Annotated in this window: 25 protein-coding genes; 11 read left to right on the forward strand and 14 right to left on the reverse strand. The window is 61.9% G+C overall.

All coding sequences use genetic code 11. The features are described from left to right. From BBD46_RS14645 to BBD46_RS14655, 3 genes are all read left to right on the forward strand, one after another. On the forward strand, positions 1–819 hold an 819-nt coding region (locus BBD46_RS14645), incomplete at its 5' end, for an RNA-guided endonuclease InsQ/TnpB family protein (RefSeq protein WP_139173632.1). A gap of 255 nt (positions 820–1,074) precedes the next feature. Next, the gene (gene folP / locus BBD46_RS14650; protein ID WP_071402446.1) at positions 1,075–2,358 is read left to right on the forward strand and encodes a dihydropteroate synthase; all 1,284 of its coding nucleotides are present in this window, start codon (positions 1,075–1,077) and stop codon (positions 2,356–2,358) included. A 394-nt stretch (positions 2,359–2,752) separates the two neighbouring features. Continuing rightward, positions 2,753–3,487, forward strand: a complete 735-nt coding sequence (locus BBD46_RS14655) for a 6-hydroxymethylpterin diphosphokinase MptE-like protein (protein WP_071402447.1) — start codon at positions 2,753–2,755, stop codon at positions 3,485–3,487. Positions 3,488–4,089: 602 nt separating this feature from the next. Here BBD46_RS14655 and BBD46_RS14660 read toward each other — a convergent pair. Next, positions 4,090–5,262 carry a tubulin/FtsZ family protein gene (locus BBD46_RS14660; RefSeq protein ID WP_071402448.1) on the reverse strand — a complete coding sequence of 391 codons (1,173 nt, stop codon included), beginning with the start codon at positions 5,260–5,262 and terminating at the stop codon, positions 4,090–4,092. Positions 5,263–5,588: 326 nt separating this feature from the next. Between BBD46_RS14660 and BBD46_RS14665 the strand changes: the two genes are divergently transcribed. The 3 genes from BBD46_RS14665 to BBD46_RS23555 all read left to right on the forward strand — a co-directional run bounded on the left by BBD46_RS14665 (position 5,589) and on the right by BBD46_RS23555 (position 9,110). Further along, complete coding sequence (locus BBD46_RS14665; RefSeq protein WP_071402449.1) at positions 5,589–7,376, forward strand: ABC transporter substrate-binding protein; 1,788 nt, start codon at positions 5,589–5,591, stop codon at positions 7,374–7,376. Between the two features lie 124 nt (positions 7,377–7,500). Continuing rightward, positions 7,501–8,376, forward strand: a complete 876-nt coding sequence (locus BBD46_RS14670; RefSeq protein ID WP_071402450.1) for a phosphatase PAP2 family protein — start codon at positions 7,501–7,503, stop codon at positions 8,374–8,376. Positions 8,377–8,570: 194 nt separating this feature from the next. Beyond that, the gene (locus BBD46_RS23555; protein ID WP_071402451.1) at positions 8,571–9,110 is read left to right on the forward strand and encodes a HalOD1 output domain-containing protein; all 540 of its coding nucleotides are present in this window, start codon (positions 8,571–8,573) and stop codon (positions 9,108–9,110) included. A gap of 87 nt (positions 9,111–9,197) precedes the next feature. On the opposite strand, the gene BBD46_RS14680 is transcribed toward BBD46_RS23555, so the two are convergent. The 6 genes from BBD46_RS14680 to BBD46_RS14705 form a co-directional block, all read right to left on the reverse strand. Beyond that, complete coding sequence (locus tag BBD46_RS14680) at positions 9,198–10,166, reverse strand: sugar phosphate isomerase/epimerase family protein (protein WP_071402452.1); 969 nt, start codon at positions 10,164–10,166, stop codon at positions 9,198–9,200. Positions 10,167–10,225: 59 nt separating this feature from the next. Next, positions 10,226–11,365, reverse strand: a complete 1,140-nt coding sequence (locus BBD46_RS14685) for a Gfo/Idh/MocA family protein (RefSeq protein WP_071402453.1) — start codon at positions 11,363–11,365, stop codon at positions 10,226–10,228. A 103-nt stretch (positions 11,366–11,468) separates the two neighbouring features. Next, positions 11,469–12,656, reverse strand: a complete 1,188-nt coding sequence (locus BBD46_RS14690) for an ABC transporter ATP-binding protein (RefSeq protein ID WP_071402454.1) — start codon at positions 12,654–12,656, stop codon at positions 11,469–11,471. A 20-nt stretch (positions 12,657–12,676) separates the two neighbouring features. Beyond that, positions 12,677–13,915 (reverse strand): carbohydrate ABC transporter permease, encoded by a 1,239-nt coding sequence (locus BBD46_RS14695; RefSeq protein ID WP_171908214.1) that lies wholly within the window; start codon positions 13,913–13,915, stop codon positions 12,677–12,679. Then, positions 13,915–14,979: a carbohydrate ABC transporter permease gene (locus BBD46_RS14700; protein ID WP_071402455.1), complete on the reverse strand. Its 1,065-nt coding sequence runs from the start codon at positions 14,977–14,979 to the stop codon at positions 13,915–13,917. Before BBD46_RS14700 ends, BBD46_RS14695 begins: the two co-directional genes overlap by 1 nt. After that, a complete protein-coding gene (locus BBD46_RS14705) occupies positions 14,969–16,387 on the reverse strand; it encodes an extracellular solute-binding protein (RefSeq protein ID WP_071402456.1) in 1,419 nt (472 codons plus the stop codon). Before BBD46_RS14705 ends, BBD46_RS14700 begins: the two co-directional genes overlap by 11 nt. A gap of 276 nt (positions 16,388–16,663) precedes the next feature. On the opposite strand from BBD46_RS14705, the gene BBD46_RS22705 reads away from it, so the two are divergent. Then, entirely contained in the window at positions 16,664–16,813 is a 150-nt protein-coding gene (locus BBD46_RS22705) for a hypothetical protein (protein WP_171908215.1), read from the forward strand. Positions 16,814–16,916: 103 nt separating this feature from the next. On the opposite strand, the gene trmB is transcribed toward BBD46_RS22705, so the two are convergent. Beyond that, positions 16,917–17,981 (reverse strand): HTH-type sugar sensing transcriptional regulator TrmB, encoded by a 1,065-nt coding sequence (gene trmB / locus BBD46_RS14710; RefSeq protein WP_071402457.1) that lies wholly within the window; start codon positions 17,979–17,981, stop codon positions 16,917–16,919. Between the two features lie 257 nt (positions 17,982–18,238). Between trmB and BBD46_RS14715 the strand changes: the two genes are divergently transcribed. After that, positions 18,239–19,255, forward strand: a complete 1,017-nt coding sequence (locus BBD46_RS14715) for a mechanosensitive ion channel family protein (protein WP_071402458.1) — start codon at positions 18,239–18,241, stop codon at positions 19,253–19,255. 92 nt (positions 19,256–19,347) lie between these two features. Here BBD46_RS14715 and BBD46_RS14720 read toward each other — a convergent pair whose 3' ends face one another. Then, entirely contained in the window at positions 19,348–19,758 is a 411-nt protein-coding gene (locus BBD46_RS14720; RefSeq protein WP_071402459.1) for a universal stress protein, read from the reverse strand. A 149-nt stretch (positions 19,759–19,907) separates the two neighbouring features. On the opposite strand from BBD46_RS14720, the gene BBD46_RS14725 reads away from it, so the two are divergent. Together BBD46_RS14725 and BBD46_RS14730 are read left to right on the forward strand one after the other, a co-directional pair. Continuing rightward, positions 19,908–20,147: a DUF5816 domain-containing protein gene (locus BBD46_RS14725; protein ID WP_071402460.1), complete on the forward strand. Its 240-nt coding sequence runs from the start codon at positions 19,908–19,910 to the stop codon at positions 20,145–20,147. A gap of 230 nt (positions 20,148–20,377) precedes the next feature. Then, the gene (locus tag BBD46_RS14730) at positions 20,378–20,686 is read left to right on the forward strand and encodes a DUF7116 family protein (protein ID WP_006655008.1); all 309 of its coding nucleotides are present in this window, start codon (positions 20,378–20,380) and stop codon (positions 20,684–20,686) included. Positions 20,687–20,864: 178 nt separating this feature from the next. Here the strand turns inward: BBD46_RS14730 and BBD46_RS14735 are convergent, their stop codons facing one another. Further along, complete coding sequence (locus tag BBD46_RS14735; RefSeq protein WP_071402461.1) at positions 20,865–22,079, reverse strand: pyridoxal-phosphate-dependent aminotransferase family protein; 1,215 nt, start codon at positions 22,077–22,079, stop codon at positions 20,865–20,867. 151 nt (positions 22,080–22,230) lie between these two features. On the opposite strand from BBD46_RS14735, the gene BBD46_RS14740 reads away from it, so the two are divergent. Beyond that, on the forward strand, positions 22,231–22,431 hold the full coding sequence (locus BBD46_RS14740; protein ID WP_006168267.1) for a dodecin: 201 nt from the start codon (positions 22,231–22,233) through the stop codon (positions 22,429–22,431). Positions 22,432–22,693: 262 nt separating this feature from the next. Here the strand turns inward: BBD46_RS14740 and BBD46_RS14745 are convergent, their stop codons facing one another. The 4 genes from BBD46_RS14745 to BBD46_RS14760 all read right to left on the reverse strand — a co-directional run bounded on the left by BBD46_RS14745 (position 22,694) and on the right by BBD46_RS14760 (position 25,271). After that, positions 22,694–23,068 carry a HesB/IscA family protein gene (locus BBD46_RS14745; protein WP_071402462.1) on the reverse strand — a complete coding sequence of 125 codons (375 nt, stop codon included), beginning with the start codon at positions 23,066–23,068 and terminating at the stop codon, positions 22,694–22,696. A 156-nt stretch (positions 23,069–23,224) separates the two neighbouring features. Beyond that, entirely contained in the window at positions 23,225–23,458 is a 234-nt protein-coding gene (locus tag BBD46_RS14750; RefSeq protein WP_049912967.1) for a hypothetical protein, read from the reverse strand. A 208-nt stretch (positions 23,459–23,666) separates the two neighbouring features. Continuing rightward, entirely contained in the window at positions 23,667–24,974 is a 1,308-nt protein-coding gene (gene hisD, locus BBD46_RS14755; protein ID WP_071402463.1) for a histidinol dehydrogenase, read from the reverse strand. A 63-nt stretch (positions 24,975–25,037) separates the two neighbouring features. Next, complete coding sequence (locus BBD46_RS14760; protein ID WP_071402464.1) at positions 25,038–25,271, reverse strand: hypothetical protein; 234 nt, start codon at positions 25,269–25,271, stop codon at positions 25,038–25,040. Between the last annotated feature and the right edge of the window lie 628 nt (positions 25,272–25,899).

A 25,899-nucleotide genomic window follows, 5' to 3' on the forward strand; every position in this document is an offset into this window, starting at 1 on the left:
TGTAACCTGAACCTCCCCGACGAAGAAGACGGGTATCAACACGAATACCTCACCGGTGACGAGTGGGAAGTAACGGAGTCTACGTTGTCAAAGCGTGATGGCGACTACTACCTCCACCTCGGGTTTCGCAAACCGAAGCCCGAGAAACAGGTCGAAATACAGGATGACGACGAGGACAGGACAGTTCTCGGCGTTGACCTCGGCATCGTTAACATCGCCACCACCAGCACAGCGTACTTTGCGTCGGGAAGGAAACTCAGGCACCGCCACCGGGAGTTCGAGCGGATCCGTGGAACCCTTCAGCAGACCGGGACACAATCTGCTCATCGGACGATTCAGCAGATGAGCGGGAGAGAATCACGGTATCTCCGTGACCAGCTTCATCAAGTCGCTAATCAGATTCTCGAAGAAGCACGCACACACGACTGCGAATACATCGCCTTCGAGAACCTGAAGCACATCCGAGAGCGTGCGCCACCTGTCAAGGAGTTCCACCAGTGGGCACACCGGCAACTCGTTGATCTTGTGGAGTACAAGGCTGAAGCCCACGGGATTAGTGTCGAGTTTGTAAGTCCGAAGAACACGAGTCGGCGGTGTCCCGACTGTGGGCATACGAGCGACGGGAATCGGTTGCAACAGGCGGAGTTTGAGTGTGAGTCCTGCGGTGCAACACAGAATGCGGATTACGTGGGTGCAAAGAATATTGGGTGGCGGTTTGTCCGTCGGGGCCTACAGTCGTCTCGGCGGACGGGCGACAGTCAACTCGCCCTGAAGTCAGGAACGGTGACGCCGAACCGGGGATTTGTCCCGTCCGACTAACTACGGTCGGCAGAGGCCGAGTTCACTGACAAGCCCCGCGCCACCGTGCGCGGGGCAGTTGACTCCGCCTTGTGTTCATGCCTGTGTTCTCCTCTGGTAGTGCTGTCTCGCGCTCTCGTTGCCGCTGGTCGCAGAGACCATCCCGCGTTACCGTCCGGCCGAGAGCAGTCGTCGTAGCCGGGTATGGCTGCTTCAGATCACTGCGTCACTCACCGCAACCGCGTCGATTTTCAGTCTCCGCTCCTCACACCGGGTATGAACAGTGTCGACGCGGCCGGGCTCGGAATCGGCGACGAGCACCCGCCGCGGATCATGGGCGTGTTGAACGTCAGCGAGGAATCACCCTACGATCCGAGCGTCTACGACGACCCCGGCGAGGCCGCCCAGTACGTCGACGACGAACTGATCGACGAGGGCGCGGACATCGTCGACATCGGCCTCGAGTCCGCGAACAAACGCTTCGACGTACTCTCGGCCGAGGAGGAACTCGAGCGCCTCCACGTTGCACTCGATACCATCGAGAGCGTCTCCGGGGATGCCGTCTTCTCAATCGAGACACGCTACCACGAGGTCGCCGAGGAAGCGCTCTCCCAGGGCTTCGACATGGTCAACGACATCGCGGGCTTTGCCGACCCAGAGATGCCGACCGTCTGTGCGGAATACGACGCCGCCGTCGCGAAAATGGGGAGTCCGCCGGATCTCGAGCGCCCGGGCGCGGTCGAGGAAACCGACTGGGCTGCCCGAAAATCGCCCGAGTGGGCCGCCGAGGCTGACTACGTCGATCAGGTCTACGAGGCGCTGAAACAGAACGGACTCACCGAGAAGACGATCATCGACCCCGCCTTCGGCGGCTGGAGCGAAGCACAGACTCTCGAGGACGACCAGGAGACGTTCCGCCGGCTTCGGGAGTTCCGTGCACTCGGTCAGCCGATGCTGGTTTCGATCAACCGGAAGAACTTCCTCGGCGCGATTGCGGATCGCGAGACCGAGGAGCGACTCCCCGTCAGCCTCGCGGCGACCTCGATGGCGGTCGAACGCGGTGCGCACATTATCCGGACTCACGACGTGGCTGAGACGCGTGACGCAGCGCTCATCGGCTCGGCGTTTTCGGAGCGCACGAGCGTCTCTACCGGCTCGATCACTGTCTCACGTCTCGACACCCACACGTCGCGAACGTTCGAACGCCAGCTCCGAGAGCGCGGCGTCGACCCCGACATCGTAGACTCGGTACAGCCACAGGTACTCGAGTTCACCGGGCTCACACGGACCCAATTCGATGAGCTTACGTCGGCAGTGACGGCAGTTCGTGAGGGTACTACTCCCACTGGTCGGCGTGGTGACAGTGGGGGGCGTAATAGCACCGACGGCGGCGGTGTCGAGGGCGGTGCCGAAGAGAACATTTCGGTTCATCGAACAGTTGCAGAGGAGACGCTGTTGATCGGTTCCCGGCGTGGGATTATTGCCGTTTCAGCACGTTTGGGGGCGTCAGACGGCGAAATTTCGACGGTTGGGAACGAACTCGACAACGTACTGCAGTAAGAGAAAGCTTATACCGAAGGCTTCGAAATGAGAGAGTGGACGCCGGGCGGCCTCCCGGGTAGGGGTACTTTGGAGGCGACTCCCCGGCCCACAACTCGAATTATTGGGTCACTACGTTGCACAGTGGTGACGCTGTGGTGTACTGGAGCGGCGTCGTTACGGCTGTTGCTACTGACCGGCTACGACAGGGTAGTCACCGCTTCTATCTCGTACCGCCGCAACTGGGCAGCACAAACCACCAACCAACCACTACAACGGGATAGCACAAACTGCCAGTCCACCACTGCAACCGAATAGCACAAACCACCAATACACCGCCGCAACGGGACAGCACAAACCGCCAGTCCACCACTACAACCGAACAGCACAAACCACTGGCCCACCACTCACAAACATGGAGTTCGAGACCTGGGAACCCGTCTACGAGGCTATCTGCCGGGACTTCGGCTACCCTCGAACCGACGACGAGGAGGCTCGCGACGTACTCGCCTCGCTGACCACACCGTTCGACCTCGCACAGCTCTCCGCGGTCGACGGCGCGACCGTCGCCATCGCCGGTGCCGGTCCCTCACTCGAGACGGACGGGGCACTCGAGTCCGCCCGCGATGCCGACGTCGTCATCGCAGCGTCGACGGCGGCCGACGTGCTCGCTGCACACGATATTTCGGTCGACTGCATGGTGACTGATCTGGATAAGAATCCGGAGACAGTGCAGCGACTCACGGCGGCCGGCGTCCCGGTGGCAGTGCACGCCCACGGCGACAACGTCCCCGACATTCGGCGCGTCGTACCCGACTGCGAGGACAAGTACGTCCTCCCGACGACGCAGGCCGCCCCGAGCGGACCAGTGCGAAATTTCGGCGGCTTCACGGACGGTGATCGGGCCGCGTTTCTCGCGGATCACCTCGGTGCCGACCGTCTCGTCTTCGTTGGGTGGGACTTCGACGACGAGTCCGTGGATGCGATGAAGGCGACCAAACTCGAGTGGGCCGAGCGATTGCTGTACTGGCTCGAACAGCGCCGCGATGAGCGGTTTGCAGTGCTCGACGGTCGACGGTCACCGATCGAGACGGGCGCGCCAGGTGTACTCGGAGGGAAGTCGAGTTCGAGTTCAAGTTCGAGTGAGTGAACCGAGATGACTCTCCACTGGCAGTGCTGAACGCCACAACCGACAGAGAACTTTTTCGAGTCCCCTTTCACTCGATCCGATACGTCACGACGTCCGTAGAGCCACAGGTCGGGCACTCGGTGTCCGGCGACTCGGTCGTCCGACCACACCGACGACACTCTTCAATCGTTGTGGGCCCATCGGACCCGAGCAGGACGGATTTGACCGCCGCCCGCACTGATGTGCCTGCACTCGACCCCGCGTTTGATCCCCGCTGGTGCTGTCTCGGCATATCTCGTAGATCAGGCATATCATAGTTCGTTATTGTCTGACTAGGCTGACTGACACGGATAGAAACCAGTCGTCGACCTCGAAAACAGATGTGATGGCGACTTCGGGCGTTTGCTGACGCGCTGTCCCACAAAACCGCGACAGGTAGTGATTGCGTATGGACCGCGTACCGCGGCCGAACGGTGGTCAAACAGTCGTTTCACTGTTGTCCGGTACGTCCGTACGGCTCACCGCACGAAGCACGAACTGTGATCGGCTGGAGGAAATCAGGATCGCGAAGCGAAATCGGTTGCGACGCAACGCGGACTCGTCACCGTCTGGTCGTGGTCGGTTCAGAACAGCGCATCGAGTTCGCCGCCGGTGTCGACCAGCGAGGCGAAGTCGTCCTGTGCCCGTGCGCGGACGTTCTCCGTGGTCTCTTGGGCCTCGATGGCGACTTGCTGGAGCTGGTCGATTCGTGGCACGTCGGTGACGCCCGAGAGGAGGACGATCGCGCCGACCTCGTCCTCGCCGGGCAGTGGGTAGTCGCCGCCGCGAATTTCCATGCTTCCAGTTTCATCCTCGAGCCACTGGCGGCCGCGTTCGACCCCCTTGCGGTTCAGGTGTTCTGGCGGGCCGGTCGCGACGACGAGGCCGCGGTCGGCGCTTGCGGCGTCCGCTGGGAGGGTGAGTCGGCCGAGGGTCGACTTGCGGACGAGGCTCGTCATGCGATTCGTCGCAGTCCCTTCGTCGAACTCCGTCTCGGAGCGGAACGACGAGAGGAGACCGCTCGAGTCGTCCTCGACGACCTCGCTGGCGTAGCCAATGGTCGAGATACCGTTTCCGTTTCCGTTGCCGAGCGTGTTGATGATCTCCGAGGAGTCGACGACGCTCTCGGCGACGTGGTCGCCGTGGCCGACCTCGCCGGCGGCGAACAGCAAGCCGAAGCGCTCGACGATTTCGCGGTTGATTCGGTCGTAGCCGCTGCCGACCGATTCGCCGGCGCTCCGCCAGGCGTCGTTGTCGAAGACGAGCAGGTTGTCGACTTCGTGGACGAAGGTTTTGAACGACCGCGCGGCGTTGAGGGTGTAGATGCCGCCCTCGTCAGTGCCGGGGAGGATGCCGAGCCCGTAGACGGGCTCGGTGTAGATGCGTTGTAAGTGTTGTGCGAGTACGGGTGCGCCGCCCGAGCCGGTGCCGCCGCCCATGCCGGAGACGATCAGGAACGCGTCGATCTCGTGGACCTGAATGCGATCGATCGCACCCTGAATTTCGTCGATGTCTGCCTCGGTGACCTCCGCACCGAGTTCGTTATCCGCCCCAACGCCGTGACCTTTCACGCGCGCCTGGCCGATGAGAACGCGATTCTTCTGTGGAACGCGATCGAGTCCCTGTAGATCCGTCGTCGCGGAGTTGACCGCGATTGCCGCCTCGACGAAGCTGTTATCGATGGCGCTGTCGTACGCCAGGAACTCGTCGACGATCTTTCCGCCTGCTTGCCCAAAGCCGATGAGTGCGAGCTTCATGATTGTCTCTCGTGGCCGTCCTCCGCTCGCGGAGCCCACCGCGATTGGTCCCACGAATGAGAACGGGTGCCACAGAACGACAGTGACCAGAGTCAGCTATTGTTATGGCTGCCATACGAATGGAGGAAAGAGAGTCAGCAACAGAATACACTCACGAACTCGTGATAGTCACCGATTAACGACCGTTTGATCCGGGTATATTCACGGCAACTCGAGTTGGGTGTCCGTGATGGCCGTCGATTCTGCGAGTAGTCAATCCCCACGTGACACAGAACTGTCGTTGTGAAGGGAAGTCCTATACATCGTGGTTGCGTATCGGTCGTGATATGAAACGGGTCGCTCCGTCGGTGACACGACGGTCCCTCCTTGCCGGCGCAAGCGGTGTCGGGTTGAGCGCACTCGCTGGCTGTTCGGAGCGATTCTGGTCGCGAGCGGAGAATACCAGCCCTGAGCAGGTCGAACTCACGATCAAGACGGTCCCCGCCGACGATGATGCGATTGCGGCGATGATCATGAGTCAACTTCGTGAGAATCTGCAGGCTGCCGGGATCGATGCGACCCACGAACCGATTACCGAGGCGGAACTGTATCGTGACGTGTTGATCGACGGCGACTACGACGTGTTCGTCGTCAAACACCCCGGCATCGACGAGTACGATGCCCTCCACGGACTGCTTCACTCTCAGTTCGTCGCGGAACGGGGCTGGCAGAATCCCTTTCACTTCTCCGACGTTGGCGTCGACGAGTTACTCGAGCGCCAACGGACGACCGACGGCGACGCGCGTGAGGAGTCGCTGACGGAACTGTTCGACTACCTGCTCGAAACGGCACCGTTTACGACTGTCGCGTACCCTGATCGCATCGGTGGCGCTCAGGACCACCTCTCGCTCTCGCGCCCGCCACGTCAGGCGATCGAGTTCGTCGATATCCTGTCCCAGGAGTTCGACGACGGTCCGTTCGACCGCCCGCTGGAAATCGGCGTCTACGGCGAGGCACTGACCGACCGACTGAACCCCCTCGTCGTCGACCGTAATCGCATCCAGGGACTGCTCGGACTGCTGTACGATCCACTCGCGCACCGATCGACCACCGATACGCACGAGCCGGGCGAGCCAGCGGCGTACGAACCGTGGCTGGCGGAGCAAATCGACTGGGACGACGACGGCGGCCTCACCGCGACGGTGACGCTTCGCGAGGGACTGCGCTGGCACGACGACGAACGTCTCGATGCCGACGATGTCGACTTCACGTTCCGGTTCATCGAGGATACCTCGCTCGGCGACGTCGATGGAACGGTCCCCGCCCCGCGATACCGGGACCGACAGACACTCCTCGAGGACACCAACCGAATCGAGGTCATCGACGATCGGACACTCGAGTTACCGTTCGGATCGACCGCACGCCCTGCGGCGGTGCGCGCGCTCTCGGTACCGATTCTGCCGGAGCATATCTGGGAGCCACGGTCCGAAGTCATCGCCGAACGCCAGACCCGAGCGCTCGTTGCGGACAACGACGAACCGGTTGGCTCCGGGCTGTTCGAGTTCGGCGAGACGTCGATGGACGAACTCGTCCTCGAGCCGTTCGAAGACCACGTGCTCCGGTCGACTACTGTCCCCAACAGGCCGAACGTACTCGAGAACTTCCCGCAGTTCGAGGGGATCAGGTACCAGATCGAGCCGAACGTCGGTGCGATGCTCGATTCGCTCGCCGATGGCGCCGTCGACGTGACAGCCAATGCGGTCCCGCCCGACGAGGTTGCAACGATCACCGGTGCGAGCGGCGTCTCGACGACGACGACGTCGACGACGTCGTTCTACATGGTCGGCTACAATATCCACCACCCGGAACTTGGCAATCCGAACGTTCGACAGATCCTCTCGCAGTTGATCGACCGCGAGTACGTCGTCTCCGAGTTCTTCAACGGGTTCGCGGAGGAGCCAGCGCGGAGCAACGAACTGTTCGGTTCGCGGGGGCAAACTCAGCTCGACGGCACGGAGTCGACGATGCCACTCTCGGTGTTCCCGGGTTCGGACGGCGAAATCGACCCCGAACGCGTTCGTCAATTGTTCGTCGAGGTGGGCTACCAGTACGACGACGGAGCCCTCCTCAAGTAGCCGGGGAGAGCCAGTCCGGTTGCTCCGTGAGGACGCTGCGCTCTGCTATCGCCCAGTCCAGGGGTCACGCGTCACGCAGGACCGGACGCTATTAATGCTCGGCAACCGTAGTTTGCGTTCCCGGATGACTCTCGTCAGCGTCGTATTTGATCTTGCCCTCGTGGTCGCGACGATGCTCGCCACGGCGACACTGGTCATTGTCGGTCCACGGCAGATTGCGGCGGCGATTCGCGATGCCCGCTGGCGACTCGAGGTGTGTCTGCTCCCGCTTGCAGTGTTAGCGCTCGTGCTGTTCATACGTTGGTCGACGGTCGACGTCGTCATCAGACTCGAGCGCCGAGTCCTTGGCAACAACATCACGCCACAGCTGTTCGAACTCGAACAGCTACTGTTCCCGCAGAACCCCGTAACCGTCCTGCAGACGTTCGCATCGCCGGCTCTCACCGAGTTCTTCGTCTTCGTCTACATCTACGGCTACGCGTTCTTGCTCCTGTTCCCGTTTATCGCGTACTTCGCACTCTCGAACATGGACGATCTCTCGACGCTGATTCTTGCGTTCACCGCGAACTACGCAATCGGGCTTTCCTTCTACATCCTGTTCATCGCCTACGGTCCGCGGAACTTCGATCCACTCCTGTTCGAACCGCTGCTCTACGATGTCTTCCCGCAGTCGCGGTCACTGACGAACCAGGTCAACCAGAACACCAACGTCTTCCCGTCACTGCATACGTCGCTGTCGATGACGGTGTTCTTCCTGGCGTGGCTCACACGCGAGAAGTACCCGCTGTGGGTCCCCGTCTCGGGCGTGCTGGCGATCAGCGTCGTCGTCTCGACGATGTATCTCGGTATTCACTGGTTCTCGGACGTCGTCGCCGGAACAGTGCTCGCCCTGATCAGCGTCTACATCGGTCGAAACTACACGGTCCGTGGCATCAACCGCTCGATTCGCAGCTATCTCGATTCCCGATTTGGCGATCGTGGGTCGGCAGGCCAACAGTGATTCACCGGTAAATGCACCAGTGACTGCAATCGTCGCCACCCTTCGATCGCCACCCTTCGATCGCCACCCTTCGATCGCCACCCTTCGATGATCAACCCTATTGGGTGCAAACGGGGCCTAAGAGACACGCTCAGTGCTGTCCCGCACTGATGATTGCCAGTATCCTTATCCCTTGGAGCCTCCTAGCCATCGATATGTCCTCTCCCGACGATACGTCGCCGCCCGGATCTGGGCTCGAGGGAGCGGTCTCACCGAGCCAGGCGATCATCGAAGCCGTCGCCGCTCGCGAGGGGGTCGACCCAACCGAGATCGAGCCGCCGGCGTACGAGCCGCTGTACTCTGTTATCAATCCGGAAGCCCTCGACTCGCTGTTCAGAGATACCACTCACGGTTCTCACAGTCACTCCCCATCTCATTCCCACTCCCACTCTCAGGAGACACAGGTCGACTCACTCACCGAGACCCCGTCGCAGTCCGGGACTGGAGTTGAGACTGAGGTCGAGGACGAAGATGAGGCTGAAACAGGAACTGAGGCTGAGACTAAGACTAAGCCTGAAGCAGGGGCTGGAACCGGAACCGACACTGAAACCGGAACTAAATCTACGTCTCAACCTGGGAGCCACGGCCACGTCGAACTCGAGTACGAGGGTTACGTGGTCACCGTCTACAGCGATGGTCGAGTCGCCCTCGAGGACTCGACACCGGACGATTCTGTCGGCGCTGTTGACACGTAACACCAGTAAATCGCGAGAGTCCGGTTTTCGGACCTCTCTCGTCGTCCCCAGTTGTATCTCGGTTGGCCCAGCGTTGCTTGCTCGTACCTACTCTGCCCAGTAGGCCTCCCCAGGTTCCGTCTCGAAGAGTGCGCGCTGGAGGAGATCGATCGCCTTCTCGAGTCCCTCGCGGGAACTGGTGAGCGAATCCTCGTGTTCGATGCTGAGGGTGCCGTCGTAGCCGACCATCCGCAGGGTCGAGACGATGTCTTTCCAGTGGGCTTCCCCGTGGCCGTAGCCGACCGACCGGAACAGCCACGAGCGGTTCGGTTCGTCGCCGTAGGGCGTCGTATCGAGGACGCCCTTCTCGCGGGCCTGTGCGTCGTAGAGTTTGGTGTCCTTCGCGTGGGCGTGGTAGATCGCATCGCGTTCGCCCAGGTAGCGAATCGCGTCGGTGATCGTGATCCCCTGCCAGTAGAGGTGCGAGGGATCGAAGTTTGCCCCGATTCGCTCGCCGGCCTCCTCGCGCAGGCGGGCCATTCCGTGGGGTTCGTAGACCAGCATGTTGGGGTGCATCTCGATGGCGACGTCGACGTCGTGCTCATCGGCGTGGTCGGCGAGATCCGTCCAGTAGTCGACGGCCACGTTCCACTGGTAGGACAGCGCCTCGTCGTGTTCGGGCGGCCACGGTGCCGTGATCCAGTTCGGGACCTCGTCGTTCGGCCCACCCGCGGGCAGACCCGAGAAGCAGGTCACGACGCCGACATCGAGTTGGTCGGCCAGTTCGATCGCCTCGCGGAGTTCGGTGTCCGCGGTCGCCGCCCGCTCGTCGTCCGGATGGAGCGGGTTGTTGTGCGCCGCGAGCGCACTGATCTCGAGTTCATACTCCTCGAGGAGGTCGTGCAACTCCTCCTGTGCATCCGCGTCGTTGAGATACTCTGTGCGGGGAAGATGGTCCTGCCCGGGGTGGCCACCGACGCCCGGCTCGAGTGCGTCGACGCCCTGTTCGGCGAGATACGAGAGCGCGCCCTCGAGTGACTCATCAGCCAGCGGTGGGGTGTGAACGCCGAGTTGCATACGGAGTGACGAACGAGCGACGGTGAAATAAAACGGGGGTACGGCGGGCGACTGTACGGCTATTCGTCGAACGAAACCGTCGCGTCTGCATCGCTCGAGCGGTAGATTCCGTCGATGACCTCCTGGACCAACAGCGCCTGCTCGACGCTTTCGTTCCCGCTGTCCTCGCTGTTTCCACCGTTCCCACCGTTCTCACCGCTCTCATCACTCCCGTCGGTTTCGTCGGTTTCCTCGTCCGCCCTGCGAACCCGGTCGAAGAACGCCCGCTGTTCGGCCGTGTGTGTATCGTTCTGTCGAACGTCGATCGACGTATTCTCGAGGTGTGAGGACCCCTTGGTGCTCGCAGAGTGAATCGTCAACCCGCCCTCGAGCAGGTCGAATCGGGCCGCAGCATCCGACCCACGGACGACGAATTCGTGGTTCGCCGGCCGATTCGTCGCCCAGGCAACCTCCAGACTGACCGTCCGCCCCTCGGCACAGCGAACGAACGCAGTCGCCGAATCGTCCACGTCGAACCCCCGCGGGCCGGCGTCCTCGCCCCACATCTCCAGATAGGCGTACTCCTCACGTGAGCCGAACTCGCTTCGCGCAATGCCCGACACCTCCGTGACTCGGGGGTACTCGAGTAGGTAGAGCGCGAGGTCGACGGCGTGGACGCCGAGGTCGATGAGCGCGCCGCCGCCGGCGATCTGGCGGCGGGTGAACCACGAGCCGCGGCCGGGGATGCCGCGCCGACGGACGTAGTTGGCTTCGACGTGGGTGATATCGCCGAGTTCGCCGCGGTCGATCCGGTTTTTGAGGATTTGGACGGTGTTTGCAAAGCGGTTGTTGAAGCCGACCATGCAGACGCTTTCTGTCTCGCGCGCGGCGGCTGCGATCCGTGCGGCGCTCTCGTAGTCGTGAGCGAGGGGCTTCTCGAGAAGGACGTGGATCCCTTGTTCGAAGGCATCGACGGCGTACTCCTCGTGGTACTTGTTCGGCGTCGTGATGACGACGGCGTCGACCGTCTCGTACAGTTCCTGGTGGTCCTCGTAGACGTCGACGTTGTATCGTCTGGCGAACCGCCGTCTGGCCTCTGCGGCGACGTCCATTCCACCGACGAGCGGAACCTCTAGCTCGCGGAGGCGCTCGGCGTGGTACTGTCCGATGTTACCGAGGCCCACAATTCCGGTCTCGATGTTGGAGCGGTCGTCTGTCATGGCAGGAGTCTGGATGCCGATTTCGGACGTGTATATCCTCTATCGCTATACTAAATCTTGGGCGCGAACCACCTTTTGTCCGTTGGTGGGTGGTGGTCGGCGGTCAGCTGTCGGCCTCCGTTGCCGTTGGCCCGGAATCACCGTCTGAGCGTTCCGTTAGTCCGTGTCGGAGTGCGTTGCCCGTCGCCGTCTCGAAGAGATGGATCTTCGACCGATCGAGGACGACGGCGACCTCTTTCCCCTCGTGGATGTCCGTATCCGGTGTCACGCTCATTAGCAATTGATTCGGCGCAGTCGCAGGCTCTTGCTCCATCGACCGGTCTGCATCCTCCGAGAGGAGCAGGTAGACGAACACCTCGTCGCCCATCGGCTCCAGCACGTCAGCCGTCGCGTGTAGTTCGCCCGTCGGCTCGGTGACGCCGTCGGCCGTTTCGACCAGATGCACGTCCTCCGGTCGGACGCCGAGCGTTAGTGTCTCACCGCGCTCGACTGACGGAACCAGAGCCGGTTCGAACGCCACATCGACGTTGTCCGACTCGAATCCCGTCGCCGTGAACTCTCCCTCCACGAAGTTCATCGACGGCGACCCGATGAACCCCGCGACGAACAGATTCGCCGGCTCGTTGTAGCACTCGAGTGGCGGCGCGAGTTGCTGGAGTTTGCCCTCGTTGAGGACGGCGATCCGGTTCGACATGGTCATCGCCTCGGCCTGGTCGTGGGTGACGTAGATGATGGTCGTCCCTAGTTCGCGGTGGAGGCGCTGGAGTTCGGTTCGCATGTGGACGCGCAGTTTGGCGTCCAAGTTGGCGAGCGGCTCGTCCATGAGGAAGACGTCGGGGTTGCGGACGATGGCGCGAGCGATGGCGACGCGCTGGCGCTGCCCGCCGGACATCTCGTCGGGCATCCGGTCGAGCATCCCCTCGAGTTGGACGATGTCGGCGGCCTGCTCGACGCGACGTCTGACCTCGTCGTCGTCGTACTTTCGCAGTCGAAGCCCGAAGGAGATGTTTTCGAAGACGTCCATGTGGGGGAACAGCGCGATGTTCTGGAAGACCATCGCGACGCCGCGGTCCTTCGGGGCCAGGTTCGTCACCTCGCGGTCGCCGATGTAGACCTTCCCGTCGGACGGTTTCGTGAGCCCCGCCACGGTCTCCATGGTCGTGGATTTCCCACAGCCAGAGGGGCCGACGAACGTGACGAACTCGCCGTCTTCGATCTCCATCGAGACGTCGTCGACCGCGGTGACGTCTTCGTAGCGTTTCGTGATGTGTTCGAGTTGAACGCGTGCCATAGTGTGGTTTCCTCCGTTTCTCACTCCTTGAGCGCGCCTGCGGTCAGGCCGCTAACGATCTTCTCTTGGGCGATGATGACGAGAATCGCGACGGGAATCACCCCGATGATGCTCGCTGCCGCCATCAGGTGGTACATCACCTCGTACTGGCCCTGGTAGCCGAGGATGCCCTCGAGTATCGGGGCCCAGTTTTCCGGTTGGCCGTCGGTCATCAGGAACGAGAAGAAGAACTCGTTGTAGACGGCGATGAACGTCAACACGCCGGCGGTCGCGACGCCGGGGGCCGACAGGGGGATGATGACCCGGAACAGTGCGCCGAGTCGCGTGGTTCCTTCGACGCGGGCCGCGTCCTCCAGACCGTCCGGAATCTGCGAGTAGAACGTCGTGAGGATGAAGATGGCGAGCGGCATGAAGATCGCCGACAGGGGCAACACCATCGCGCCGGGCGTGTTGTAGAGGCTGCCGTCGCCGGTGATCGGTTCCAGGATCGCGAACTGCGTGTTGAACAGGTCGTTCAGCGGGATGAAAAAGGCGGCCGGTGGGAAGAAGGAGATCACCAGCACGAGCAGCATGAGCGGGATCTTCCCGGGGAACTGGAGTCGGCCGAAGGCGTAGCCTGCGAGGCTGGCGATGACCAGCACGACGATGGTCGAGGCCGTCGCGATCACGAAGCTGTTGAAGACGTACCAGTGGAACGGCAGCACCTGGAAGACCTCGACGAACGCGCCGGGATTGAAGCCGTTCGGTGTGAGGATGATGTCCTGTTGCTGTCCTTCCGGCGTCAGCGCGACCATGAGCAGCCAGTAGAACGGGAACAGCGTCGTGAACAGGAAGAAGATTGTCGCCGTGTAGAACATCGCGCGGTAGGCGCGATCCGGGTTAGAAATCGAACTCGAAACCCATCGTTGGAACGGGCCGCGGTCGAGTTCGGCGTCCTCGCCCTCCACGAGGACGTTGCTCTGCTGTTGGTCCGCTTCGGCTGATTGGCCGCCGTCCGCTACCATCGGTCCGCTGTTCGCCGCTGTCGCACCGTCATCCGTCGCCGTCGCAGCCTGTTTGCGGGCGTAGGCCCAGTGTTCGGGAATACCGCCGTCGTCATCGGTGCTTGCTGGGTCGTCCGTTTCGGTGTCGATCGGCGTCTCATCGGGTTCTGTGCCGGTCGGCGTCTCGTCGGTTTCGGTATCGTTCGGCATCTCGTCGGTTTCGGTATCGTTCGGCATCTCGTCGGTTTCGGTGTCGTCCGTCCTCTCGTCGGTCATCAGTAGAGCCCTCCCTCGGTGTCGCGGAAGAAGAACACGTACACCGAAATGATCAGTCCGATCACGAGTGCGGTCGTGAACGCCACAGCAGCGGCAGTCGCGAAGATCCGCGTCCCGCCGAACATAGCCTCGACGACGAGACACGTGAGCGACGGGACGGTCGTACAGCCCGCAGTCGACTCGATCAGCCCGTAGACGCGCATTGCGTCCATCGTCCGGAACAACATCGCGACGAGCAGGGCCGGCAGGACGAGCGGCAGCGTGATCATCTTGAACCGCTGCCACGGCGAGGCTCCCGCAACCCGCGCCACGTCGTACAGGCTCCGGTCGACACTCTGGAGACCGGCCAGAATCAGGAGTGCCATGAACGCCGCTGACTTCCAGATGTCCGCGATGAGGATAATGATGAACGAGTCGCGACTGTCTGCCAGCGGGTCGGCACCGAAGACGCCGAGCCACTGCATGAGGTCGCTGCCGAAGCCAACCTCAGGCTGGAACAGCAGGAAGAAGATCATCCCCTGAATCACGATCGGGACCGCCCACGGAAGGATGATCGCGACCCGGACCCAGCGCCGTCCGCGGAAATCCTGATCGAGCACGTACGCCTGGCCGAAGCCGATGACCGTCTCGAAGAAGACGCTGAGCACTGCGAACGCGAGCGTGACGAACAGCGCCTGCTGCAGGAACGGGACGCCGAGTTCGACGAACGGGAACGAGGAAGTGACGCCGACGTCGAGGAACTGCCTGGCAAGTCGCGCGTTCCCCGTCAGGATGTCGACGTAGTTTTCGATGCCGACGAACTCGCCGAGTGGCTCCGCCCCGCGCGTCTCGTCCGCCCGCAGGGACATGATGAACGTCATGATGAGCGGGTAGAACGCGATCAGCGCGAGCAGGGCGAAGGCCGGGATCAGGAGAAGATAGGCGTAAGCCGCCTCGCTCAAATTCTCCATCCAGTTGACGACGGGGTTGCCGGTTCGATCCTGCTCGGTATCGAGTTCGGTCTGCGTTCCGATTCCGCCCTCAATATCCCCGGTCTCTGTGCCGCCGTCGGGCTCACTCGCCATTTTGCGCTGCCACCTCCGATTCGCTGCGCTCGAGACGCCCGGCCAGGTCCTCCATGGCCTCGCTCGGCGACTTCGCGCCGCGATAGGCTGCGTTCACTTCCTGGAAAATGAGCGCGGACTGTTCGGGCCAGACGTCCGTCACGGGACGTGGTACGGCGTTCTCCCCCGCCAGCTGAATCTGGTCGACGTAGCGTGCGATTGGGCCGATCTCGTCGGGATCGGCCTCCTCGACCAGATCGATGTTCGGCGGGAGAAAGCCCTGTAACTCGAAGATGGTGAGCATGACCTCGTCGTGGGTAAACGCCTCGAGTACCTGCAACACCTCGTCGGTCCGGTCGGTGTACGGACTGACGGTGAGGTTCCAGCCCCCGAGGGCGGCGGCCGTGCCGCCAACACCCTCGAACTCAGCCTCGTCTTCGGGAACCGCGTACGGCTGTGTGATGACGCCGAGATCCTCGCCGAAGGCGTCGTCCGCTCCCGTCGCGGCGATCGCGAACGGCCAGTTCCGGTTCGCGACCGCGTCGCCGCCCTCGAACGGGCTGAGTGACTCCTCCTCCGTCCACTGGACGATCGCTGACGGACAGATCTGTGGGTAGCCCTCGAGTGCGTGCTCGTCGTCGTCCCCGTGGATGAACGCCCGCATCATGCGAATCGCGTCGAGGACGGTGTCGTCGGTGACGGTGATCGGACGGTCGCCAGCGGTGAACAGATCTTCCGTGCCGCCGAAGTAGCCGCCACCCCAGGTCGACATGACCTCGTTGAACGTACAACAGGCGAGCCCCTCGAACGCGGCCGCCTGCGTCGTGAGGCCGTAGTTAAGCCCGGCCCCGGATTGTGCGTCGGCGACCGCCTGCGAGAACGTCTCCCAGTCCGGTGGTTCAGTCGCCCAGTCGCTCGTGTCGTGGCCGGCATCCTCGACGAGATCCTGGCGGTACAGCATCATCCCGAAGTCGGGAAACAGCGGGAGGCCGTGGATGTCGCCGGTCTCCGGATGGCGGGCCGTCTCGAGTACCTCGTCGAGATAGACGTCCTCGATCCGGTCGACTACGTCGTCTGGGAGTTCTTCGGTGAGGTTCGTCGTCTGCTCGCGCAGGATGAAGGGAATCGTCCAGCCGGTGTCCATCATGTGAATATCCGGCGGCGCGCGACCGGCCTGCAGGGTCGATTGGGCTTCCTGCATCCGCTGTGCGGAGTCGCTGACGACCGTCTGAACCTCGACCCTGATGTCCTCGTCGAGTCCGGCGTCCCACAGCGCCTGCTGGACGTCGGGTTCGTCACCCTCGGTGTGCAGAATGCCCTCGAAGTCCGTCGCCCCGGTCATAATCACCGTGTTCGGACCGTGCCCACGGCCGAGACAGCCGGCGAGAGCCGTCGCCCCGACTGCCGTCGTCGCCGAGGCTGCGGCCACGAACGAACGACGGGAGACGTGGGTACCCTGTGTTCCTCGTGACCGGGACTGTGACCGAGAGTGTGACTGGGTCTGGGGCTGAGGTTGGGACTGGGACCGGTCGACATCATCGGCGGAACCAGCAGTAGGTCTTGGTTCCATCGAACATAACGTCACACCGCATACCGCCTTAGTGGTTGGCTTGCATACGAGCCCTTACTTTGAACAGTCACGTCTCGTAACCAGAGCAATCGGTGATTACAAACATCTCAACGAGGAGAGTGGATTTTGCTCCGGGTGTCCGAAGTAGCGTCACTCGAGCGGCGTGGACTCCGTGAAGAGCCGACGTTCGAACACCGGTACTCGAGTACCAGAGACGGAACACAATGTGCAACCAGAGACGACACGGTGGTCACCGTCCACGGCATCGGACACACCGACAATTGAAACTGAAATCGAAATCTGGCCCGAACGAAAACCAGCGTCTATCGCATCAGCCGTCCGAATCGGTACTCACTCGGTGGCCAACAATTCGGCCGAGACAGTCCGTCTAGTCGTCGATCGACGGCGGTTTGTTGCGTCCGATATGGATCTCGTGACCTTCGACGTCCTCGAGTGCGGCGACGCGGCCGCCGACGGTAACCTCCTCGCCCGCTTCGGTCTCGACGGTGAGGCTCGCGACTTCCTCGCTGACTTCGAAGGAGATATCGAGGACGCGCCCGCGGACGATTCGAGTGCCGCCGACCTCGACGTCACGACCTTCGATGGTGGCGTAAAACTCGCCACCCTCCTCGATGAGGTCTTTCACGCAGCGTCGGATCGAGGCGTACTTGCGGGGGTAGGAGCGCTTCGAGCCGTCCTCGCTCAGCGTCTCTTCGGCGGTCGTCCAGAGGACCGTGCCGAAGAAGCCGGAGACGAGGAAGCCGAGCGAAGAGCGGTTGAAGATGACGCCGTAGCGGTCCTGGTCGTCGCGGAGGGCGTCCTGGGTCGCGTACACGGAGTAGTTTCCGTCCGCGACGGCGATGACCGGCGTCGTGATCCCGCGGCGGGCGCGAACTGTCGTCGCAACGTCCTGATAGTCGAACTCGTCCGGTGCCGGCGCGTCCGATGCGGGCGTGACGATCAGGTCTACGCTGACGCCGTCGTCGACGACGCTACGGAGTTCGTCCTCGAACCGCGTCAACAGGCCCGGCGTCAGCGACAGCGAGAGTTCGTACTCCGCGGCGTCGATGACCTCCTCCAGGTACCGGAGGATAGTCGACCGCGACTTGACCAGCGAGACGGCCTCGGTATCGCGGGCGGGCGCGGTGTACCGCGCCTCGAGCTCGTCGATCATCTGCTCGAGCGAACTCTGGACGTCGTCGAAGGCCTCGCCGGGATCGATCGCGACGACCTTCATCGGGCGTGATTCGCGCAGTTCGACCAGGCCACGGTCGCTGAGGCTGCGGACGGTGTCGTAGACGCGGGGCTGGGGGATATCGGTACGATCGGCGATCTCGCTCGCCGTGAGCTGGCCGTGCTCTAACACGGTGAGGTAGGCGTCGATCTCGTACTCGCCGAGGTTGAATCGATCCCCGACGCGCTCGACCGTCGAGCGCAGTTCGTCTGATGCCATACACACACCTACGATCCCGATGGATAAATGATTTATTATGCATCGAGTAGCACCTCTTTTCGAAATCAGGTTGTTTTGGGTAGATTCCGCAGAAGCGGACGCTACACGGAGGGACGCATCGATACGACTGCTCCTCATCGCAGCTGGTGCCGGATGTCTGTAGATCGCTTCGCACGCAGACTCCACACGCCGTCGTACTCGAGTACCCCGGCCCCGCGGACAGAACCCTTAACCACTGCCGCCGTGAGTGTGCTCCCATGCTAGAGGACTTTCTGGGGGGGACACGCTCACCCGTGGAGGTGCTACAAGACAACGTTCCCTTCGGTGTCAGCGAGATCATCGTTGCGCTCGTCGTCGTGGTGATCGGCTGGTACCTCTCGAACATCGTCGTCCGCCTCACCGGCCGGACCGTCGCTCGCCGAATCGAGCGACCGAGCGTTACCCGGACGGTTCTCCGTGGGGTGCGAATCTCCGTGCTCGTCGTGGCGTTCGCCGTCGCGGCCGGCGTGCTCGGTGTCAGTGGTACCGAGGTTCTCCTCTCCGTTACCGTCATTTCGGCCGTCATTGCTGTCGTCCTCGCACCACTCGTGAGCAGTTTCATTACCGGGATCTTCGTGCTCGCAGACCGACCGTACGAGATCGGTGATATGATCGAAATCACCGACGAGGGCCACACCGGCTTCGTCGAGGACATTACGATCCGCTACACGAAAATCTTCACACTCGAGAACACCTTCATCGTCATCCCGAACTCGGAGATTTACACGCGCGACGTGATCAACTACTCCGCGGAGGACGAGCGGACACGAATTTCGGTCGAGTTCGAGGTGACCTACGAGAGTGATCTCGAGGCCGCTCGCCGACACGCAGAGCGCGCAGCGCGCAGCGTCGACATGGTTATCGGCGGCGGGCCGGATATCCGGATCGGGAGCGCCCGGTACGCGGCCGCGCCAGTCTGTACGATCGACTCCTACGCAGACAACGGAATCATGCTCACGCTGGCGTTCTGGGTCCAACACCCCTACAAACAGCGGATCGCTCGCTCCCAGGTGCAGTCGGCGGTCCGGTCGCGCTTTGCGGATCTCGATATCGAGTTCGCGTACCCACATCGTCACCACGTCTTCGACGAGACGACGGGTGTTGCCCGCGTCGCGGTCGGTGATGGAGACGATGACAGCCCCGCTCCCGGCTACGAGCACAGAAACGCACACGACGCCGAGCGTGACGGGGAAGCGATGCAGATAGACTCCGATGCGGAGTCAGGGGACTCCTGACGGTAGCAGGCCAGATCACGAAACTGACCGTAGCAGGCCAGCAGACGAAAGAATCAGCGCCCGGTCCTGTTTGCCGCTAACCGTATCACCGGTTACGCGCGGGCACTCTCGACCGTAATAACCTCGCAGTCCAGGTGCGTCCGCAGATAACGGTCGATGTCCGGATTATCCGTCAGGCGACGGAAGAGACGACGCAGTCGACTCGCCTGCTGATTACCGATGACGACGATGTCGGCGTTCTCGGCTGCAACCTCGTCGAGAATACTCTCCTCAACGAGGAATCCTGTTCGAACGACGTAACGGGCGTTCTCGACCGGTCCAACCGCGCGTTCGACCGCGTTTTTCAGATCAATTCTTGTTACTTTCTTCCCGTTCTGATAGAGGTCAACATGGAGAACCGTCAGTGCCGCATCACGCTCGCGGGCGATCTCGACCGCCTCCTCGAGCGTCCGCCGCGAGTGCTTCGTCAGCGGATATCGAACGGGAACCACGACAAGCGCCATTATACCACCGAACGATTTCCGCGCGGGTAAAGGTTTCAGTTAGTGCCACTCTCGTATGGGTAAGACCATCATACTCATGCGCTACCTCTGCTCGTCCGGTGTTGCTGAGACAGACAGTCATTTACCGGGCGCGTGAGTACCATCTCGGTATGCGATCGATCGCTACCGAGGACGGCGACACCGTCTTCGTCTCGCAAACCGACGGCGACAGAGGATCGAAGGGTCCCTTCCTCGTCGTCTACGAAACGAGCGACGCCGACACTCGCTACGGCTGGTTCTGTACGAACTGCGAGGACATCGATAACGCGATGGACTCTATGGGCCGGATCAAGTGCAACCAGTGTGGGAATTTCCGAAAGCCGACGGAGTGGGACGCGGCACACGAATAATCGACACGATTTTCCGGCGAGGTCCCACTTCGCTTCCCTCCCTCTCCGTGCGTCGATGAGTGCTCCCCGCTAATTGAATATTACCACCGTGTGACTCCGTGAACCGGGACTGTTTGTCTACATAACGCGGTTTTGTGCTGGACGTTATCCAGAGGAATCCCTGGTCTGGCGTTCGTACCAACATTTATGCTACTGGGTGTCGTACTCAGATGTGAATGGGTCCTGTTAACATGCGACTCGTCGAGCAGGCCAGGTCGATCTTCGCCGAGCTTGGATACACCGTCGAAGGGTCCGGCCCCGCGTTCCGGGCCGAACGTGCGTGGAAAGTCGTCCACGTAAACACCGTCTTCGAGAAGGCCGAACTTCCATCCTCGTCGGCAGAACAGTTCCACTGTTTTGTCGCCGAACCAGGGGACGCAGCCGATCTCGAAAACCAGCTTCGCAGTACAAACCCCAGCTACGAGTGGGCTATTATCGTCGTCGACGGAGACGACTATCAGGTCGAACGCGCCCCACCGGGACCGCGAGCCTCCGCCTAACTCGTTGTCTCATCAGTTGCAACCCGCCCGCGCTGTAATCGTATTCGACCCATTTTCCCATTTTCCAGCACGTAGCCGTGGCCAGCAGCCGTCGGTCGTACACGGTACTCTCACCCCAAATCGGTAGTCGGTAGCCGCTCCCGTCAGTCACCACCCACCAGTCGTCGATCAGCACCCCTCACTCGGACAGCGCCCGTCGCACCGCCGACACACCCGCACCCGGCTCCACCGACGCACCGAGGGACTCGAGTACGTCGCCGAGTGCCGTCACAACGTAGATCACGTTTTCGGGCCGGGCGGAGTACCCCATACAGCCGATTCGGAAGATCTCACCGTCGAGATCGCCGAGCCCGCTTGCGATCTCGAGATCGTAGCGTTCGATGAGTTCGGCACAGACCTCGCCGTCGTCGATTCCGTCCGGGACGCGGACCGCGTTGAGGCTCGGGAGCCAGAACTCGTCGGGCGCGTTCATCTCGAGGCCCATCCCCTCGACGCCAGCCTTTAACGCGCCGGCAAGGCGCTCGTGGCGCGCCCAGCGGTCTTCGATGCCTTCCTCCGCGACGAGTCGCAGCGCCTCTCGAATGGCGTAGACGTTCGTGATCGGTGCGGTGTGGTGGTAGGCGCGTTCGTCGCCCCAGTAGCCCTCGAGCAGGGAGAGGTCGAGGTACCACGAGCGCGGGTCCTCCTCGCGCGAGAGGACCTTCTTCATCGCCTCGTCCGAGAGCGTGAGCGGGCTGGCACCCGGCGGACAGGAGAGACATTTCTGGGGTCCCGCGTAGGCGACGTCGATGCCCCACTCGTCGACGCGGAGTTCGACGCCGCCGATCGAGGTGACGGTGTCGGCGATGACGAGCGCATCGTGGTCGTGCGCCGTCGCGGTGAGTTCCGGGACGTTCGGCTGGAGGACGCCAGTGCTGGTCTCCGCGTGAACGAACCCGAACACGTCGGGATCGTGTTCGGCCATCGCGTCGGACACGTCGGCCGGGTCGAGCGGTTCGCCCCACGGCGCATCGACCTCGACCACCTCGCCGCCGGCGCGCTGTGCCATCGACGCCATTCGTCCGCCGAAGTAGCCGTTCGTCGGGACGAGCATGGTGTCGCCCGGTTCGACCACGTTGCCGATTGCGGCCTCCATCGCGGCCGAACCGGTCCCCGAAACGGGAATCGTCCACTGGTTGTCAGTCCGGAAGGTGTACCGAAGCAGTTCCTGCACTTCGTTCATGATCTCGACGAACGATGGATCGAGATGACCGACCAGTGGCGTGCTCATCGCCTGTAGCACGCGCGGGTGCACGTCACTCGGTCCTGGTCCCATCAGCGTCCGGTCCGGCGGCGTCAGTTCGTCGATTTCCGACACGTCGATCGCGCTTTTCGGCTCGTCAGCGGTTGGCATGGATAGACGTGGTATCGGCGTCCTCAAAAACGTTCACGCCTCGTGACCGCCGTTCCCGATTTCTCTCGTTACTCTCTGACGCTGAGCCGGTGTCAAAACCGTTCACTGACCGGGTATCTTTATACTTCCATGTCAGGTAGTGACTGCCGCGATGGTTTTCAAGAAGATCACCCTCATCGGCACCAGCACGGAAAGCTTCGACGACGCAGCGGACAACGCAATCGACCGCGCAGAAGAGACCCTCCAGAACGTCCAGTGGGCGGAGGTCGATGAACTCGGCGTCGAAGTCGCGACAGCAGACGACCGCGAGTACCAGGCGGAGGTCACCGTCGCGTTCCAACTCGAGGAGTAGTCCAGGAACGGTCACCGAGCGCTGGCCACCAACGGCAGCCAGTCGCTCATCGCGACGTCGCTACTGGCGCGTTGTGATCGGTACGTAGCAAATCGACGGTCGCGAATGGCGACTGGCAAGCAATGGGTTGCGAGTAGCGAATAAACGAATACACGAATACACGAATACGGATAGCAGCTAGTGCGGACGACGCGTGCAGTCAAGTCGGGACAAGTCGGTGTAGCCGGGACAGCTAGTACAGCGTTGTCTCGGTCTCGCCGATCTACGTTCGGAACGACTCACCACAGCCGCACTCGCTGACAACGTTCGGGTTTTCGACGTGGAACCCTTCCGCCTGCAGCCCGCTCTCGTAGTCGAGGATGCTGCCCTCGATGTACTTCAAACTCGCCGGGTCGACGAACACGCGCAGGTCGTGATGGTTGTAGATCGTGTCGTCTTCATCCGGCGAATCGTCGAAACGCATTCCGTAGGAAAGTCCAGCACAGCCTCCCTGCTGGACGAACAGCCGCAACCCTGCCTCGGTCGCATCCATCCCTTCGCCGTCGAGCAGCGACAGCGCCTGCTCTGCTGCGGTCTCGGTCACTTCGATCTCGGGCCGTGTCTCAGCCTGTCCGCCGTCCATACTGTCCGTGCTCATAGTCTCTTATTCCTGGCCAACGATGTTAACCTTGACGCCCTCGGAACGCCGTCCGCGGTGACGAACCTGCCGGCCGATTTCTAACTCGAGCCTGTCTCTCGAATACGTTCGTCTCCCTCATCCACCGAACAGTGGCGGGCTCGCTCTCGGACATGCTCACTTCGCTCTTGATTCGGTCACGTTCGACGCTCTCCGCACCGACCGGTAATACGACCCAAACTCCAACCGGTCGTTTCGCGACAGTTCGATCCCGTGTTCCGCCAGTAACTCGAGTACCCGTTCGACATCACACTCGTACCACATCGCGAGGAGTCGAACGTTTCGCTGTGCGTAATCGTAGTTCCGCTCGAGAACCCGCCCATCGGTCGGATCGACCTCACGCGGTTGCATCATGACCACCTCCGTCACGCAGTGACGTAAAACCAGGCTGCGGAGTATCCGGGTTCGGACGGGCTGTACGGAGGCGTTATATGTCCTTCTCTGTGACTGGTCGTCGACGGTCAGGGCAGGTGGGGGCTACTGCAATCCGGCGAAGCGTTCGTCTGCCCCGCCTGTTTCTGCTCTCTGGCTTTGGCTTCTGTCTCTTGGCGCTCTCCTCCTACTTTTGCTCCTGTTCCGCTTCTCGATCCGTCGCGAGCCGAATACGAACACTCTCCGCGTGCGCGTCGAGCCCTTCAGCCTCGGCGAGCGTCGTCACCGTCTCGCCGAGATCTGCTAACCCGTCAGACGAGAGTCGCTGCACCGTCGTCGACCGAACGAACGTCTCAACCGACAGGCCGCCGGTGACGCGCGCACCACCGTTCGTCGGCAACACGTGGTTCGTCCCACTGGCGTAGTCTCCCGCTGCAACCGGCGTTTCGGGACCCAGAAAGACACTGCCCGCACTGTCAATCCGATCGAGCACTGCCTCGTCGTCCGACACAAGAATCGACAGGTGCTCCGGTGCGTACTCCTCCGTAAAGAGAATCGCCTCACTCATCGACCGCGCGAGGAGCACGCCACTGGCATCGGACTCGAGCACCTCGCGGATCACATCTTCGCGCGCACGCTCGCTCGCCTGCGAATCTGCAGCAGCTGCGATTGCTGTTGCCGTCTCCTCGTCATCAGTCACTGCCACGACCGACGCGTTCGGATCGTGCTCTGCCTGTGCGACGAGTTCGGATGCGACGAGTTCCGGATCGGCAGTGTCGTCTGCCACGACGACGACTTCGCTGGGGCCTGCCAGAAAGTCGATTTCGACATCGCCGCGAACCTCGGCTTTGGCAGCGGTAACCCACTTGTTCCCGGGACCGACGATCTTCTGTACGCGCGTGATACTCTCGGTTCCATAGGCGAGGGCTGCAACAGCCTGCGCGCCGCCGACGCTGTAGACCGCGTCCGCACCCGCGACGTGGATTGCCGCGAGCGTCGCGGGATTCAGTTCCTCTGCAGGTGGCGTCACTACTGAGACGTGTTCGACGCCCGCAACGACTGCCGGGATGATTCCCATGAGTGCACTCGATGGATAGGCTGCTTCGCCACCGGGGACGTAGACACCGACGCGATCGATCGGTCGGAATCTGCGTCCCAGTTCGCGGCCGTCGCTGAACTCGTGTCGCCAATCTTCCGGCACTTGCGCCGCGTGGAACTCCCTGACGTTCGCCGCTGCAGATTCGATCGCATCGCGAAGTTCCTGTTCGAGGTCATCGTACGCACGCTCACACGCATCCGTAATCTCGAGATTACCGACTTCCACGTCGTCGAAGTCGCTGGTAAACTCCCGTACTGCGACGTCGCCTTCCTCGCGGACGCGGTCAACGATCTCTCGTACGTCTCCACGGACGCCTTCTATCCCGGCATCCCGGTCGAAAAATGCGACGCGATCGTCCGGGCCGAGGTCCGAAATTTCGCGAACGTCGATTGTCATGGCTCCGAATTCGGTCGGGAAGCGAAAAACCGTTTCCTTCCGTCTCCTTCTTTCTTCCTCGTTCTACGCGTCCTGCTCTGGATCTGGGTTCTTGACTGTCCAAACACCGGTCGCGTCGAGCGTCGCGCGTACGAACAGATAGACGAGCAGTGCGAATCCGACGATTGCGAACGGTGCCTGCAGCAACTCTGCAACGTCGCGTCCCAGGGCGAGCTGACTGAACCCGCGCACGAAGAAGCTCAGGATGACGAGGCCGAACGCGATGAGCGAGAGTTTGACGAATCCTGATCGGTCCATACGTCACGCTACGGTTCTGGCCGCTAAATCGTATCGGTAACGTTTCTCACCCGACATACCTGGTAGGCGACGATCATACAGCAAACACAAGCAACAGCGCTGTTCGAACCCGATTAGTAGACTATCACGGGAAACGTGACTCTGGCTATCGCGAGAATGACCAACGTGGATCAGACGCCGACCGAGACGACGGCCTTATGTATGCACCCTCTCCTCGTCATTAATGCGAACGACGTGGCGCACGCCGCCACGTTCCCTCTGGCCGGATTCCGGCACGGAGGCAGGAACTGTATCCGCTTCCCGTTACGACTACTCTTCAGGTGGTTGATTGGGGGCACTCGTCTGTTCGGCTGCCGAACTCGGCACCGGAAGACGACGCCCTTAAGTATATACGGGGGTTCGGATACGGTTGCAAAGAACGCGTGACTGGCGAAGTGTTCATTCACTTCGTCGTCGGACGGTTCTGGTCCGAAGGGGTTAAGTACCCCAGGCGGACTACGAATACGTCCGAAGGAAATGAGGATCCTACCCCTGCGGTCCGCCGTACAGATGGGATCTGATGTTAGCCTTGGTAGTTCGGTGACGCCCGATCGGTTCACGATCGTGGCTGGTCACCGAACGTGGACCC

Source organism: Natrialba sp. SSL1, from assembly GCF_001861355.1.
Lineage (GTDB): Archaea > Halobacteriota > Halobacteria > Halobacteriales > Natrialbaceae > Natrialba.